The sequence below is a fragment of the Tepidicaulis sp. genome, from assembly GCF_965222285.1.
Lineage (GTDB): Bacteria > Pseudomonadota > Alphaproteobacteria > Parvibaculales > Parvibaculaceae > Tepidicaulis.
This window is the reverse complement of record NZ_OZ244942.1, coordinates 42796-58084: the sequence shown is the minus strand read 5'-3', so window position 1 is coordinate 58084 and position 15289 is coordinate 42796. Positions and strand designations below refer to the sequence as shown.

Sequence of the window (15289 nt, the reverse complement as noted above, 5' to 3'; positions counted from 1 at the left end):
TGAGAAGCATCATGGCTCGAAGCGGGCTTCTTCTAGAAATTGCGCTTCTCCAATGAATACCAATGCGTAAGAAACAGCACTGACAGAAAGTAGCATGGCAAGGGCAACTGCATAGACGAACACATGGGTCGGCTTTTTTACAAATGGAATTTTGACCAAAGCATGATCGCCACTCAATATTGTTGACATGGCCACACCGAACACTATGAAAAACGCCACCACACAACCAACAAAACTATGAACCATATGCGTGGCCAGTTCTGGATAAGGCACAGACGCGACCAAAAGCCCCGACATAACGACTACGCTACCGCCAACAGCGGCGAAACAAATGGGCAATGCCTCTCGAAATTTTTGTATGGCGGCCTTCTGTACTTCATTCTCATCAGTATGATTCGACATTTTTCCCTTTAGCCCTTTACCGAGAATGCTTGATGTTGCGCCGGAAGATACGCCTAAAGAGTAATGCGACTAGGACACAGACAACATTCTTTTCCCATCCTGTGCCCGCGATTTAAGTGGCCCTAGTCAGACACGACATGAAAAACACGCAAGAAATCGCCAAACTCGGCTGAACGGGAGAAACCCTACGAGCCCCGCCCCACACTTTCCCTGTCACCCCGGCCCTCGTGCCGGGGTCCACAGAGAGGCTATGCCAAACCGCAGCGCCGTATGGACCCTCGGGTCAAGCCCGAGGGTGACGAAAAAACTAAAGAGAAAACGAAAGCCGCTTACTTCGGCGCACGTTTCGCCAGAATGCGCTGCAAGGTGCGCCGGTGCATGTTAAGGCGGCGCGCGGTCTCGGAGACATTGCGGTTGCACTGCTCATAGACGCGCTGGATATGTTCCCAGCGCACCCGGTCCGCCGACATCGGGTTTTCCGGCGGCGGAGCGATGCCGTCGCCTTTGGCGAGCAATGCCGCTTCCACCTGGTCGGCATCGGCGGGCTTGGCCAAATAATCCACCGCGCCGAGCTTCACCGCAGCAACCGCGGTTGCGATATTGCCGTAGCCAGTCAGCACCACGGCGCGCGCATCGGGCCGGGCTTCATGCAGCGCCATGACGACGTCAAGGCCGTTGCCATCTTCAAGGCGCAGGTCCACCACCGCATAGGCCGGCTTGCCGGCACGCGCCAGCGCCTTGCCGTCGGCTACTGTTTCGGCAATCGTCACCTCGAAGCCGCGCCCTTCCATCGCGCGGCTGAGCCTCGTGAGAAACGGCTTGTCATCGTCAACGAGCAACAGCGTGCGCTCTTCGCCCGCGCCCGTTTCGCCCTGTCCTGCCGTTTCCGTTCCGCTCACAGCGCTCTCCTTACCTTCTGCCCTATTCTCTGCAGGACTCTTACCCGATGAAAGCCCATGCTCATAATTTAGGCTTTCTTTCCGCCCGCGCCAACTTTTGTGAGGCCCGCCAGAGACTTAATTCAGATCCTTTGGGCCTATACGCTTTTATACGTCCCGGCTGCCGGCTTCGATCAAGGCGCGCGGCCATTCCACCGTCACAATCGCGCCCGACACCCCATCGCCGCGATTTGCAATGCTCACATCGGCGCCGGAGCGTTCCAGAAAGGTCTTAGCGATGAAAAAGCCGAGCCCCATCCCCTCATGCTCCTCGCGCTCGTCGGCAAGGCCGCTGCGCGGGCGCGTGGTGATGTAAGGCTCACCCAGCTTTTCCAGAATGTCGGCGGGAAAACCCGGCCCGTCGTCGATCAGGCGGATATGCATGCGCTCGTTGGAAAAGACCGCTTTGACGATGACCTTATCCTCGGCAAAGTCACTGGCGTTTTCCACGAGATTGCCGAGCCCGTACATGATTTCCGGATCGCGCGGCAGCACCGGCTCCGTCGTCTCGCCTTCCGCTTCCAGTTCGATCTGAATGGAAACGTCGGAGCCGCGGTAAGGATCGACGATTTCATTCAAGAGCAGCGAGACGGGCTGGCGGGCAAGCAGCGCGTCGCGCTCATCGGGCTGGCGCGTCAGGCGCGAGAGAATATCGCGGCAGCGTTCCGCCTGACTGTGAAGAAGCGCAAGGTCCTCGCGCAATTGTTCTTCGTCGGGCATCCCGCGCTGCAATTCTTTCGTCACGAGTGAGATCGTGCCGAGCGGCGTGCCGAGCTCATGGGCGGCCGCGGCTGCAAGCCCGTCGATGGCCGAAAGGCGCTGCTCGCGCGCCAGCACCAATTGCGTGGCGGTCAAAGCATCGGACATGCGCTTTGATTCCTGCGCGATGCGCCAGGCATAAACCGCCATAAAGCCGAGCCCGAGTTCCAGCGCCACCCAGATGCCGAGAATGTAAAGGAAGTCGAGGATCAACGGCTCGCCTGCCTGCCAAGGCAAAGGCTGATGAAAGAAGGCGAGGAAACTGACCAGCGCCGCCGCCAGAAACCAGAGCGAGACGGTGGAGCGCAGCGACAGCGTCGTCGCCGAAATCGTCACCGGCACGAGGAAGAGCAGCGCAAAAGGATTGGCAAGCCCGCCCGTCAGATAGAGAAGCACCGCGAGCTGCAAGACGTCATAGCCGAAATAAAGCGCGGCCTGTCCGTCCGGCAAACGCCGCGTCGTGGGATAGCGCACGGCGAGAAAAACGTTCAGCCAGGCGGAGGCGGCAATCGCCCCGAGGCACATGCCGAGCGGCAGATCGAAGCCGAGCGCGAAATCCACCATAAGCACGGCGGCAAGCTGGCCGGCCACCGCCAGCCAGCGCAAGAGCACCTGGGTTTGCAGGCGCACGCCGCTTTCCGCGCCCAGCCGCCGCATCTGGTCCTTGCCGAAACGGCGCGGTTCCTTGAAATCGCTGGTGATGGTGTGATCGCTCATCGCTGGCCTTTCTCCCGAGCGCTTGACGCATTGAGCCACGAGCATACACGCCCGCCCGCACTTGCGGGATAAATCACCGCAGCGGCCCGGATCAAGCCATTCGGATCACGCTAAAGGATTTTACGTATTGGCGGGCCAGGGATCGGAGAGATCGCGCGTCTCGCCGATCGCCATGATCCAGAGATCGTGATTGGTGTAGCCGCTCTCGCGCCCGGCTTTCATAAACCGCTCCGGCGGTTCGAAGGGCGGCTCGGCGGTCAGCACCACCGTTCCCCAATGCATGCCGACAAGGCGCTTGGCGCCAATATCCCGGCCGATCGCCACCGCCTCTTCCGGATTGGCGTGAGAGGCTGCCATCATGACGCGCGGCTCATAGGCGCCGATGCCGATCAGCGCCGTATCGAAAGGCCCATAGGCTTTGCCGATTTCCTCGAAGACCGGGCCATAGGCGCTGTCGCCGCCGAAGAACACATGATGGCGCTCGCTCTTCAAAGAAAACCCGGCCCACAACGTACGGTTCGTGTCGAAGCCGGAGCGGCGGGACCAGTGCACGACGGGCAGCGCCGTGATCTTCACGCCTTCGCCTTCAAAGGCATCGTGCCAATCAAGCTCGACGACATTCTTGAACCCGCGCGCGGTGAAAAATTCCCCAAGCCGCAGCGGCACGATAACGGTCATGCGCTCCTTGCCGGGCAGCCTGGCAAGCGCGCGCTCGTCGAGATGATCATAGTGATTATGGCTGACGACCAGATAATCGACAGGCGGCAGATCGCCGATCGCGATACCGCTTTTCACATAGCGCTTCGGCCCAAGCCCGGCAGGACCCGCATAACGCGTCAGATAAGGGTCGGTGAGAATGACCTTGCCGTTGAGGCGCATGAGAAAGGAGGCGTGGCCGAGCCAGGTCAGAAAATCGCCTTGCTTGACCATATGGTCCGAAAGCGCGCGGTGCGCGAGCGGACGGGGAATGACATGCCCGTCCGGCACCTCCACCGTATCGAAGCTTTGGCGGACCATGCGCGCGAAAAAGGGCAGCGTGCATTTGACCGGCGCCTGACTGCGCACGGGGCTGCCGGCGGGATTGCGGAACCGCCCGCCCGGCAAATGGTGCCAGGGCCGCTGGGTATCCGGCCCGCCTGCCGTTTTATGCGCGCCGCCGCGCGCGGAAGGTTTGTTCTGCTTCATGAATTAGACAGATAGGCAGCCGGAGGGCCGCTGTCCAGTGCGCCAAGGGCCGCCCAAAAGGCGTCAATAAGAAGCCCCCGCCGTTTCAAGGGCTTTGACGATGCCTCTATGGCGCCGGTCCCTTGCAAGGGAGAGCGCCGTGCGCCCTGTCAGGTCCGAGGCTTCCAGATCCGCCTTATATTCGATGAGAAGATCGACGAGTTCTTCATGCCCCGCCCGCGCCGCGATGATGATCGGCGTTTCACGCTCCTCGCAGGTGCGGTCCGGGTCCGCGCCCGCTTTCAAAAGCGCTGCGCCCAGCACCGCATTGCCGCTCTGGGCAATGTAACAGAGCGCACTATTGCCGGATTTATCCTTCAAATCGGGCCGGGCGCCCTGGTCGAGCAGATAATGGGCAATGTCCCGCTCACCGAACATGATGGCGACGATGAGTGCGGGCCGGCCGAGCTTGTCGCGCGTGTCGATGCGCGTGCCGCGTGTCAGCTCTGCCTTGATCGTATCGAGGTCGCCTTTGCGGATCGCCTCGATATAAGGGGTATCGGGGGTGACAACGGAAGGCCGCTGAATGGCACTGGCCGGCGCGCCCGCCGCAAAGACAAAGGCAGAAAGGGCGAGCGCCGCGAAAAAGGTCTGCTTGATGCCCCCATGCTCCCTCATGGCTTTTTTGCTCCCACTGCTTTTTCCGTTCACCATCACAAATCCTTGTAGCCTTCTGCCTGCGCCTTTCCGCTCGAAAGGCCGCAGCGGCGGCTATACTGCAATTGCGGGCGCAGAATAGCAAAAAATCTCCGCCCCCGCGCGCAGATGACGCGGCCCTTTCAGCGCCGCCCGCTCTGGCCAAACCCGCCCGGCTCGGCTTATCTATAGGCCGGTAGCGCCAAGAGAGCAGACCCAGAGAGCAAAGGAAAGAGCATGTCCGGCAGCCAGAAAACCCTTCTCATCGCCCTTGCGGTTGTCGCTGCCGTTTTGATCAGCCTTTCCTTGAGCACGCTTTTGCCGCCTTCCGAAGAGGGCGCAAGTTCCCAGGCGCAGAACCGCGCGCTGATCGGCGGGCCTTTCGAGCTGACGGATCACAAAGGCAACCGCGTCACCGAGAAGGACTATGCGGGCCAGTACAAGCTCATCTATTTCGGCTTTACCTATTGCCCGGATGTCTGCCCCACCGAATTGCAGACCATGTCCGCCGCGCTTGAGGAAATGGGGGAGAACGCCGAGAAGGTGCAGCCGCTCCTTATCACCATCGACCCGGAGCGCGATACGCCCGAGGCGCTGGCCCAATATGTCGGCCATTTCCATTCCCGCCTGGTGGGGCTGACCGGCACACCGGAAGAAATCGCCGCTGCAGCCAAAGCCTACCGGGTCTATTACGCCAAGGTGGAAGACGAGAGCTCTTCCGCCGAGTACACGATGGACCATTCTTCCGTGCTCTATTTCATGGGGCCGGATGGCGGCTTCCTCACCCATTTCGGGCCCGGCACCGCGCCTTCCGCCATGGCCGAGCGGATGAACAAGCTCATTGAGGAAGAAGGCGGCCAGGCCAGTTAAGGCTCCCAAGAAAGCCGCTAAGCCCTTCTTTTTCCTCGATTTTCATGCCTGCCATTACCGCATTCTGTATTGTGCAGTGCAAAAAATCTTGTCCGGACGTCATAAATCGGTAGAATTCGCGCTGCATTGCACAAATTTTGGGCGCTTTCGCCGCCCCCGCAATGGCTGGCAATTGGGCCCGCACGAACCCGGGATATGGCGTGAACCGTTTGCTCTATCAGATGTTCGAACTCAACCATGCCGCCGTGGCGCCCCTGCGGGCCGCGGCGCAGTGGAGTGCGGCAGCGCTGGGGCATGAAAGCCATCCGCTTTACGGCACCGAGCTCGGGCGCACCCTCGCCGCTTCCTGCGAGTTTTTCGAAACCTCCACCCGCCGCTACGCCAAGCCGGAATTCGGGCTTACCGAAACCGAAATCGGCGGCAAGCCGGTGCCGGTGCGCGAGGAAGTGATCTGGCAAAAACCCTTCGGGCGGCTCTTGCATTTCAAACGCGACGAGGCGCTCGTGCCGGCCGAGGCCAAAACCCGGCTCCTGATCGTCGCCCCGCTTTCCGGCCATTACGCCACCTTGCTGCGCGGCACGGTCGAAGCGCTGCTCCCCCGCCATGATGTTTACATCACCGATTGGGCCGATGCGCGCATGGTGCCGATGAGCGAGGGCACATTCGATCTTGAAGATTATGTCGATTACCTGCGCGAGATGTGCGCGGTTCTCGGCCCGGACCTCCACATGCTCGCCGTCTGCCAGCCCTCCGTCCCGGCGCTTGTCGCCACGGCGCTGATGAACGAAGACGGCGATGCGGCAACCCCGCGCTCGCTGACCATGATGGGCGGGCCGATCGACACCCGCATCAATCCGACCGAGGTGAACCGTTTCGCCACCACGCAAGGCTATGACTGGTTCCCGGCCAATGTGATCATGAACGTGCCCTGGCCGCATCCCGGCCACGGCCGCCCCGTCTATCCGGGCTTCCTGCAGCTTTCGGGATTCATGGCGATGAATCTCGACCGCCATGTCAGCGCCCATTGGGATTATTTCAGCCATCTTGTGGAAGGGGACGGTTCTTCGGCGGCCAAGCACCGCGCCTTTTACGATGAATATCTCGCGGTGATGGACCTGCCAGCCGATTATTATCTGCAGACCATCAAGCGCGTTTTCGTCGAGCATCATTTGCCGCGCGGGCTCTTCACGCATAGAGGCCGGAAAGTTGATCTCGGTGCGATCACCAAGACCGCGCTGATGACCGTGGAAGGCGAGAAGGACGACATTTCAGGTGTCGGCCAGACCTTCGCCGCTCATGTCATGTGCAAGAACATTCCGGATGAAAACCGCGCGCATTATGAGCAGAAAGGCGTCGGCCATTACGGCGTCTTCAACGGCACGCGCTGGGAAGAAGACATTGCCCCGCGTGTCAGCGCTTTCATCCAAAAGCATGATGGCGCCGCTTAAAGCCCCCGATTTCTTTTTTCAATCCACTGCGAAAATCTGACGTTCATCGCGAAATGCCTTGAACTCCAGCGCATTGCCGCTCGGATCGCGAAAGAACATCGTCGCCTGCTCGCCCGCTTTGCCCTGAAAGCGGATTTGCGGTTCGATCACGAAAGCGATCCCCGCTGCTTTTGCTTTTTCCGCCAGCGCCGTCCAATCGTCCCATTTCAGGATCAGCCCGAAATGCGGCACCGGCACATCTTCGCCGTCCACATGATTGGCGCCCGCATCTTTGTGTTTCCCTTGCACTGCGCTTGCAGAAGAAGGCGAAACAAGATGCGCCACGATCTGATGACCATAAAAATCGAAATCCACCCAGGCGCTGTCCGAGCGCCCTTCGCGGCAGCCCAAAAGCGTCCGGTAAAAATGCCGCGCCTCTTCCAGATCATGAACGGGGAACGCGAGATGAAAACGGGGTATACTTGACATGAGACGAGCTTAGACGCTTTTTGAGCTGAAACAATGTTGAGTGTGATTCGTCTGCATGTCCAAGCCCCCACGATCCAGCGCGCTGTTGACCAATGTCATTGAAGTCGATGGCCGCCGCCTGCCCGTTACCGTTCGTCACAATCCGCGCGCGCGCCGTTTCGTGCTGCGCGTCGATCTGACGGCGGGCCGTATCTGCGTTACCTCTCCCTCGCGCCGCGGCATGCCCGCCGCGCTGTCCTTCGCCCGCGAGCATAAAGACTGGATTGCCGAGCAATTGCAGATCGTGCCCGATGCGGTGCCTTTTGCGCCGGGCGCGCTTATTCCTTTCCGCGGCGTCATGCATGAAATCGTGCATGAGGCCGGCGCGCGCGGCACGGTGCGCGTGGAACAAGGGAGCGAAACAGCATTGCCGAAACTTATCGTGCGCGGCGATGAAAATTTTCTCGCCCGCCGCCTGACCGATTGGCTGAAAGCCCAGGCCCGCGCCGCGCTCAATGAGTGTGTGCTGCATCATTCCGCGCATGTGGGTGTGCGCCCGAAACGCATCACCTTGCGCGATCAGACAAGCCGCTGGGGCTCGTGCTCCTCAAGCCGGGCGCTTTCCTTTTCCTGGCGGCTGATATTCGCCCCGCCCCATGTGCTCGATTATGTAGCCGCGCATGAAGCTGCCCATCTTGTGCACATGAACCACGGCTTCGGTTTCTGGCGGCTGGTCGCCGAGCTTATGCCGGACTACCGCGCCGCCATGAAATGGCTGGAAAGCGAAGGACCGGGGCTTCACCGCTATGGATCGGAAACAGGTTTTTTCGAAAGCGCCGATCTGGCGGAGGTTTAAAGCCTAGCGCCACTTACGGCCGGGCCTGAGATCCGGCGCCGTTTCTTCGTCCTGCGCCGCCGCGCCGAAAATCCTATCGAGGAAAGAGCGAGCCTCGTCAGGCTGCTCGTCCCGCGAAACGGAGAAAGGCCAGTTCTCGTCCCGGTTCCCGTCATTGCCGCTTGCAATGGAGGCGGTGCCCACATCCGAGCCGTCGAAGGAACCGGGCAAGGCGGAGACGGGCACGCCCTTTTGCGTGCGCACCATGAAGTCGTGCCACATGACGGCGGGCAGCGTGCCGCCGGTCACGCGGTTCATGGGCGTTGAATCGTCATTGCCCACCCAGACGCCGACCACGATGTCGGCGGTATACCCGATGAACCAGGCGTCCCGGCTGTCCTGGCTCGTGCCGGTTTTGCCGCCAGCGGGCCGTCCATCGAGGGCGGCTTTGCGGCCCGTGCCGCTTTCCATCACTTCCTTCAGCATGAAATTCATGGCGCCGAGCGCGCGGCGGGAAATCACCCGGCCCGGCCCGTCGCCGCGCCGCTCGTAAAGCAGGACGCCCGTGCCCGTTTCCACCCGCTCAATGCCGTGGGGAATGACGCCGTAGCCCCCATTGGCAAAGGAGGCATAGGCGGCGGTCAGCTCCAAAAGGTTCGTCTCGAACGTGCCAAGCGCGAGAGAAGGATGCGGCTGCATGGGCGATGAAAGTCCGAGACGGCGCGCCGTGCGGATCACCTGATCCCGGCCCACTTCTTCTGAAATCTGCACCGCGACCGTGTTGACCGAGCGGGCGAGCGCGCGGTGCACCGGCATCATGCCTTCGAATTTGCGCCCGTAATTTTCCGGCGACCAGCCATCGACGCTGATCGGCGCATCGACGCGCACGCTTTGCGGGGAAAGCCCGCCTTCGATGGCGGCAAGATAGACGATGGGTTTGAAAGCCGAGCCCGGCTGGCGCTTGGCCTGCACGGCTCTGTTGAACTGGCTTTCCCGGTAAGAGCGCCCGCCCACCATGGCTTTCACCGCCCCGTCCGGCGTCATGGCGACAATGGCCGCCTGGCGCACGCCGAGCTTTTCCCCATCACGGGCCAAGGCTTCTTCCAGCACCGCTTCCGCCTTACGCTGCAAATAAGGATCGATCGTGGTGATAACGCGCGTGTCGGAGGTGGGCCGGCCGGCGAAGCTCGGCAACACACCCAGAACCCAGTCCACCGCGTAATTGACCGAGCCCGAACCTTTGTAGCCGTTCAGTGTTGCCGGATGATCGAAGGCATGTTGGCCTTCTTCCTGGCTGATGAATTTTTCGCGCACCATATTGGCAAGCACGGTTGCCGCGCGTTCCTGGGCAAGCGAGAGATCGCGGGTCGGGGCATAGCGCGAGGGCGCTTTCAAGAGGCCGGCCAGCATCGCCCCTTCGGCAAGGGTTACATCGCGCGCGGATTTGTTGAAATAACGCCGCGCCGCCGCTTCCACACCATAAGCGCCGCCGCCGAAATAGACCCGGTTGAGATAGAGCGTGAGGATTTCATCCTTGGTGAAGCGCGCTTCGAGCCAGAGCGCGAGCAGCACTTCCTGCACTTTGCGCCCAAGCGTGCGGTCGGGCTCCAGAAAGACATTCTTGGCAAGCTGCTGAGTGATCGTGGAGCCGCCTTGCGTGAAGGAGCCCGTTTTGAAATTCACCCAGGCCGCGCGCAAAATACCGCGCGGGTCGATGCCCAGATGCGAATAGAAGCGCTCATCCTCGATGGCAAGCACCGCATGCACGAGATGCGGCGGCAGATCGGCAAGCGGCACCGCAGCGCCCGCAAAGCCGCCCCGGTTCGCAAGCACCGCGCCGTCTTCGGAAACCAGCGTGACGCCGGGACTGTTATCGACATCCCAAAGCTCATCCGTGCCCGGCAGCGTGACGGCATAATAAAAAATGATCATGCCGAGAAAGATGCCGCCCCAGGCCGCGCAGACCGCCGTCCAATAGCCAAGCTTGCCCGCTTTCACCGGCATGGGTTTGCGGGAGGGACGCCCGCCGCTGCCGCTCCGGCCGCTTCCATTGCCATTGCCGCCCGAGCCGCCTCCGCCCGAAGCGCGTCTTTTGCGGCGCGGCGGCGCGAATATGCCTGCCACCGCTTTCAGCGCCGAATAAGAAGAACGCGGGCCGCGGATGGCCCAATCGAAATAGCTCATGGAGGGCTGTGCATCCGCCGCGCGGGATTTTTTGCGGGCAGCCTTCTTGGCAGCCGGTTTTTTTGCTGCGGTTTTTTTGGCGGGCGTTTTCTTTGCGGCGCGCTTTGCGGGTTTGGATTTTGCCGTCACATCGTCATCCGTGGTTGCGCGTTTTTTCTTCGCAGCTTTTTTTGCAGGAGAGACCTGCCCTGCGAAGGGAGGCACGGGATAGACATCGCGCAGGTCGAAAGTCGATTTCGGGCGGCGCTCCGGCCCCTCCTCTTTCCGCCCGCTCTCCGGCTCGTCGCCTGGCGCCTCTCTTTTCAGGCGTGTCTTGCCCTCGCCTTCAGGCCCAAGGCGCACCGTGCCGAGCCCTTGTACCCGGCGCTCGCGCCAAACGCCCTCGGGCGCGCCGGAGCCGCGGGGCGGTTTGGTTCGGGAGGATTTTTTATCCTCGCCGCCGCGCCTGTTATCCCCGGAGCTCATATCGTCGGAATCCATCATGAAGGGCTGTTTCGGTGACGCTAGAAAGAGAGGGTTAACGAGTCCTAAACGAGAGGCTTATTCTTCCCCAAAAGCTGGGCAGAACTGAGGCAAATCCTTGCCAGGCGGCATCCCGCTACGGGAAAGGACGCATTCAAGCGCTCTTTGTGCTAACGGGACCGTGAAAAATCGTGCGGAAGACCCCGATATTAAGGCCGTATTAGAGGGTTGCATGGAGTTATTGGCTCAACAGGAAGGTGCGCGCCCCGGCGCAGCATCGGACAATTGAGAACAATGGGGCTCCATATGAAATCAATCTCTGTGCGATTGATCCTTGTGATGATCGCGATTGCCACGGGCGCAGTTCTGGCGACCGGCGCGACGCTGACCTATATCGCTTCGGGCATGACGCGCGAAGCGGCGATGACTGAAATCCGCGAAGAGGCCGAAAAAGAGGCCGCCCGCATCGCCGATCTGATCAACCAGCAAGGGGTGATCGGCCGCGTGATCGCTTCTGCCGGCGCGAATGCGGTCGCGACAGGCGATACAGACCGTACCGCCTTTGAATCCATGCTGGTGCGCTTTCTTGCCGATAACCCGCAATTGCTCGGCACCTGGATCGGTTTCGATCTGAATGCCTTTGACGGCATGGATGGCGGCTATGCGAACACGCTCGGCCATGATGCGACGGGCCGCTTCGTGCCTTACGTTGCCTTCGGCGCCGGCGGCAAGATCGTCGTCGACCCGCTGATCGACTACGACACGCCGGGCGCGGGCGACTATTATCTTCTGGCTCACGACAGCGGCAAACCCCAGGCGCTCGAGCCTTATCCTTATGAAGTCGACGGCAAGACCCAGCTCATCACCACGCTCGCTTTCCCGGTGAAAGTGAACGATGAAGTGATCGGGGTGGGCGGCGTCGATATTCTGCTGAAAGACGTGGCCGATCTTATCCGCGACACGCGCCCGCTCGGCGAGGGTTATATTTCCGTTCTTTCCAATGGCGGTCTTTATGTCGCTGAACGCCATGAAGACCGCGCCGGTCAGCCCGCCGTGGAATTCGGCATGTCGCCGGAAGTGATCGAAACCGTGGCCCGCCAGGAAGGGGCGGTTTTCCCCGACCTTCAAAACTCTGCCGGTGAGAATGTCGTGCGCGCCGTTGCGCCCATCGATCTTTACGGCATCGACAAAGACTGGGCCGTAGTCGTGACCGTGCCGGAAGCGCGCGTCTTCGCCGCAACCAACCGCCTGCTTGTGACGAGCGCCGTCGTCGCGGTGCTGGTGATTGCGCTTGCAGGCGCCGTTGCCTGGTATCTTGCCCGCACGATCTCCACCCCGATCCAGGGCATGACGGGCGCCATGAAGGAACTGGCCGAAGGTCATCACGGCATCGAGGTGCCGGCCCGTGACCGCCAGGACGAACTGGGCGCCATGGCGGCTGCCGTGCAGGTCTTCAAGGAAAACGCGATCGAGATGGAACGCGTGAAGAAAGAGCAGGAAGAGGCCGAAGCGCGCGCCGCCGAAGACAAGCGCCGCGCCATGACGGCGCTTGCCCAATCCTTCGAGGAAAGCGTCGGGCAGATTCTGCAAACCGTGGTGTCGGGCTCGACGCAGCTGCGCGGTGTGGCGGACGATCTTTCCCGCACCGCCGAGGAAACCGGCCAGGAATGCGCTGCCGTTGCCTCCGCCTCGGAAGAAGCCAACGCCAATGTGCAGACCGTGGCCTCGGCAACCGAGGAAATGTCCGCTTCGATCAGCGAGATCGCGCAGCAAATGTCGCAATCGAGCGCCATTGCCGCCGATGCCGTGAACAAGGCCGAAGCCAACCATCAGGTCATGGCGAGCCTGTCCGATGCCGCCCAGCGGGTCGGCGACGTGGTCAAGCTCATCAACGACATTGCCAGCCAGACCAACCTTCTCGCGCTCAACGCCACGATCGAGGCGGCGCGCGCGGGCGAGGCGGGCAAAGGCTTTGCCGTGGTGGCCACGGAAGTCAAAGAGCTGGCCGATCAGACCGCGAAGGCGACGGAGGAAATCTCCGGCCAGATCGCCGATATGCAGGGCGTGACGGCAAGCGCGGTGGAAGCCATCGAGGATATCCGCAACACGATTGCGAAAATCCGCGAGGCGATGACGTCGGTCTCCTCGGCTGTCGAAGAGCAGTCGGCAGCGACGCAGGAAATTTCCCGCAACACGGCCCAGGCCGCGCAGGGTACGAACGAGGTCTCCCACTCCATTTCCAATGTGCAGAACGGCGCGTCCAAGACGAGCCAGGCCGTGCGGGAAATGGCAAGCGCGACGAACTCGCTCGACACCCAGTCGAAAACGCTGGAAGAGGAAGTACGCCGCTTCCTCAAACAGATCCGCGCCGCTTAAAACAGCGCAACCGACAAGCAAAAGGCCGGTCCCCCGCGACCGGCCTTTTTATGTCCGCTAAAGCCCCGCTTCGACATCCTGATGGAGACGCGCCAAAATCGCCGCGCCCATATCCGCATGACGGGGATTATCGGTGAGGCCGGTTTCAAGCAATACGGTGCCGAAGCTGACCGCCCAACCCTTGGCGCGGGCAAGGCGCGCGGCGGAGGGCTCATAAACCTCCAGCGCCTCGGCGCGGGCTTTCGCCTCCGGCAGCAACATCCAGATTGCCGCAAGATCTGTCGCCGCATCGCCGGAGGTAATGTCCCCCCAATCGATGACGGCGGAGAAACATCCCCCATCGGTCAGCACATTGCGGGCGTGAAGATCCCCGTGCAGCCAGAGCCTTTCTTCTGAAGGCGGGGCAGCGAGCGCGGCGCGCCAGGCGTCTTCCACCGCCCCGGTAACCGCCTCCGTACCTTCCTTCAGCCGCGCAAGACGCGCCTCGACAATGGCGCGGCGCTCGGCAAGCGGTACGCCGCGAAATTCATTGGGCGGAGCCTCGGCAGGCGCCGGTCGGTGCAGCGCGAGAAGAAATTCGCCGAGCACAGGACCTTCATCCGGTCCCGGCGGAGCCCAGTCGGCAGGCCGGCCGGGCAGAAACGGCAGAACACTCCAACGCCAGGGATAACCCGCGCCGGGAAGCCCGATGCGCAAGGGAGCGGGAACCGGGAGCGGCAGGCCGGGCGCCAATTGCGGCAGCCACTCTTGTTCATGGTGAACGAGAGGCGCGGCAAGCGCGCGGCGGGGCAGACGTAAAAGCAGTTTCCGGCCCAGCCGGTACATCACATTGTCCCAGCCATTTTCAAAAAGGGTGAGCGGCAAGTCGGCAAGGTCCGGGTGCTGCGCTTCCAGCAGCGCGCGGACCAATTCTTCGCTCACCTCAATTTCGGCAGGCGGCGTGCCCTGGTGATCCGTCATGATATCCTTCCCAGGCAAAGAGAGACGATTATACCCAAATCGGAAACAGTCTGGCGCATTATCCGTCATAGTGTTTCGCCTCCCGCTGCTTATATCTCTCCCAACGCAACACGAGATCAGGAGGCAGCGATGAAAAAGGTTCTTAGCATTCACAGCGCGCCGCCGCCCCATTGGGTGGGAGACGGATTTCCCGTGCGCTCGCTCTTTTCCTATCAGCATCCAAGAGCGGCGGATTTCAGCCCCTTTCTGCTTTTCGATTATGCGGGCCCGGCCCCCTTCGAGCCTGCCGCGCGCCCTCGCGGCGTCGGCACCCATCCTCACCGGGGTTTTGAGACCGTGACGCTCGTCTATCAGGGCGAGGTGAGCCACAAGGATTCCACCGGCGAAGGCGGGACCATCGGCCCCGGCGATGTGCAATGGATGACGGCGGGCAGCGGCATTCTGCATGAGGAGTTTCACTCCGATGCCTTTACCGCCTCGGGCGGGATGTTTCAGGTCGTCCAGCTTTGGGTGAACCTGCCCGCAAAAGACAAGGGCGCGGCGCCCGGTTATCAGGCGATCACCAAAGCCGATATTCCGGAGGTCGCGTTGACCGATGGCGCAGGCTTCTTGCGTGTCATTGCGGGCGATTATGCAGGCGTGAAGGGTCCGGCGAAAAGCTTCACGCCCATGCATGTCTGGGATCTGCGCCTTGGCACAGGCGGCAAGACGGCGCTCGATCTTCCCGAGGGATGGACGGCGCTCCTTGCCGTGCTGGAAGGTGAGGTGACCGTGAACGGCACCCCGGCGGGAGCTGCCGAGATCGCCGAGCTTGCCCGCGCGGGCAGTGCGGTGGAGATCGAGGCGCAGGAAGAGGCCAAGCTGCTGCTCTTGAGCGGCGCGCCTATCGACGAGCCCATCGCCGCGTACGGGCCTTTCGTGATGAACAGCAAGGCGGAAATCCGGCAGGCGATTGCCGATTTCAATGAAGGCCGGTTTGGGCAGATGCCCGCGTGAAACGCACAGGCTGCATGGACCCCGGCACGGAGGCC

At 61.6% G+C, this 15289-nt stretch carries 13 protein-coding genes; 5 read left to right on the top strand and 8 right to left on the bottom strand.

Annotated elements, in window-relative coordinates; translation table 11 throughout:
* Positions 1-9: 9 nt before the first annotated feature.
* From ACOQOT_RS00260 to ACOQOT_RS00240, 5 genes are all read right to left on the bottom strand, one after another.
* Entirely contained in the window at positions 10-402 is a 393-nt protein-coding gene (locus tag ACOQOT_RS00260) for a hypothetical protein (protein ID WP_420560422.1), read from the bottom strand.
* Between the two features lie 329 nt (positions 403-731).
* Entirely contained in the window at positions 732-1301 is a 570-nt protein-coding gene (locus tag ACOQOT_RS00255; protein WP_420560421.1) for an ActR/PrrA/RegA family redox response regulator transcription factor, read from the bottom strand.
* Positions 1302-1448: 147 nt separating this feature from the next.
* On the bottom strand, positions 1449-2816 hold the full coding sequence (locus ACOQOT_RS00250) for an ActS/PrrB/RegB family redox-sensitive histidine kinase (protein ID WP_420560420.1): 1368 nt from the start codon (positions 2814-2816) through the stop codon (positions 1449-1451).
* A 120-nt stretch (positions 2817-2936) separates the two neighbouring features.
* Positions 2937-4001 (bottom strand): MBL fold metallo-hydrolase, encoded by a 1065-nt coding sequence (locus ACOQOT_RS00245; protein ID WP_420560419.1) that lies wholly within the window; start codon positions 3999-4001, stop codon positions 2937-2939.
* A 63-nt stretch (positions 4002-4064) separates the two neighbouring features.
* Complete coding sequence (locus ACOQOT_RS00240) at positions 4065-4658, bottom strand: ankyrin repeat domain-containing protein (protein WP_420560418.1); 594 nt, start codon at positions 4656-4658, stop codon at positions 4065-4067.
* A 255-nt stretch (positions 4659-4913) separates the two neighbouring features.
* Here ACOQOT_RS00240 and ACOQOT_RS00235 point away from each other — a divergent pair, with 255 nt between their 5' ends.
* Positions 4914-5546 carry an SCO family protein gene (locus ACOQOT_RS00235; RefSeq protein ID WP_420560417.1) on the top strand — a complete coding sequence of 211 codons (633 nt, stop codon included), beginning with the start codon at positions 4914-4916 and terminating at the stop codon, positions 5544-5546.
* A 209-nt stretch (positions 5547-5755) separates the two neighbouring features.
* Positions 5756-6994 (top strand): polyhydroxyalkanoate depolymerase, encoded by a 1239-nt coding sequence (locus ACOQOT_RS00230; RefSeq protein ID WP_420561969.1) that lies wholly within the window; start codon positions 5756-5758, stop codon positions 6992-6994.
* An 18-nt stretch (positions 6995-7012) separates the two neighbouring features.
* Here the strand turns inward: ACOQOT_RS00230 and ACOQOT_RS00225 are convergent, their stop codons facing one another.
* Positions 7013-7462 (bottom strand): VOC family protein, encoded by a 450-nt coding sequence (locus tag ACOQOT_RS00225; RefSeq protein ID WP_420560416.1) that lies wholly within the window; start codon positions 7460-7462, stop codon positions 7013-7015.
* 55 nt (positions 7463-7517) lie between these two features.
* On the opposite strand from ACOQOT_RS00225, the gene ACOQOT_RS00220 reads away from it, so the two are divergent.
* Positions 7518-8297 carry a M48 family metallopeptidase gene (locus tag ACOQOT_RS00220; protein WP_420560415.1) on the top strand — a complete coding sequence of 260 codons (780 nt, stop codon included), beginning with the start codon at positions 7518-7520 and terminating at the stop codon, positions 8295-8297.
* A 3-nt stretch (positions 8298-8300) separates the two neighbouring features.
* Here the strand turns inward: ACOQOT_RS00220 and ACOQOT_RS00215 are convergent, their stop codons facing one another.
* On the bottom strand, positions 8301-10943 hold the full coding sequence (locus tag ACOQOT_RS00215) for a transglycosylase domain-containing protein (protein ID WP_420560414.1): 2643 nt from the start codon (positions 10941-10943) through the stop codon (positions 8301-8303).
* 285 nt (positions 10944-11228) lie between these two features.
* On the opposite strand from ACOQOT_RS00215, the gene ACOQOT_RS00210 reads away from it, so the two are divergent.
* Positions 11229-13298: a methyl-accepting chemotaxis protein gene (locus ACOQOT_RS00210; protein WP_420560413.1), complete on the top strand. Its 2070-nt coding sequence runs from the start codon at positions 11229-11231 to the stop codon at positions 13296-13298.
* 57 nt (positions 13299-13355) lie between these two features.
* Here the strand turns inward: ACOQOT_RS00210 and ACOQOT_RS00205 are convergent, their stop codons facing one another.
* Entirely contained in the window at positions 13356-14258 is a 903-nt protein-coding gene (locus ACOQOT_RS00205; RefSeq protein WP_420560412.1) for a phosphotransferase, read from the bottom strand.
* Between the two features lie 129 nt (positions 14259-14387).
* Between ACOQOT_RS00205 and ACOQOT_RS00200 the strand changes: the two genes are divergently transcribed.
* A complete protein-coding gene (locus ACOQOT_RS00200) occupies positions 14388-15254 on the top strand; it encodes a pirin family protein (RefSeq protein WP_420560411.1) in 867 nt (288 codons plus the stop codon).
* Positions 15255-15289: the final 35 nt, after the last annotated feature.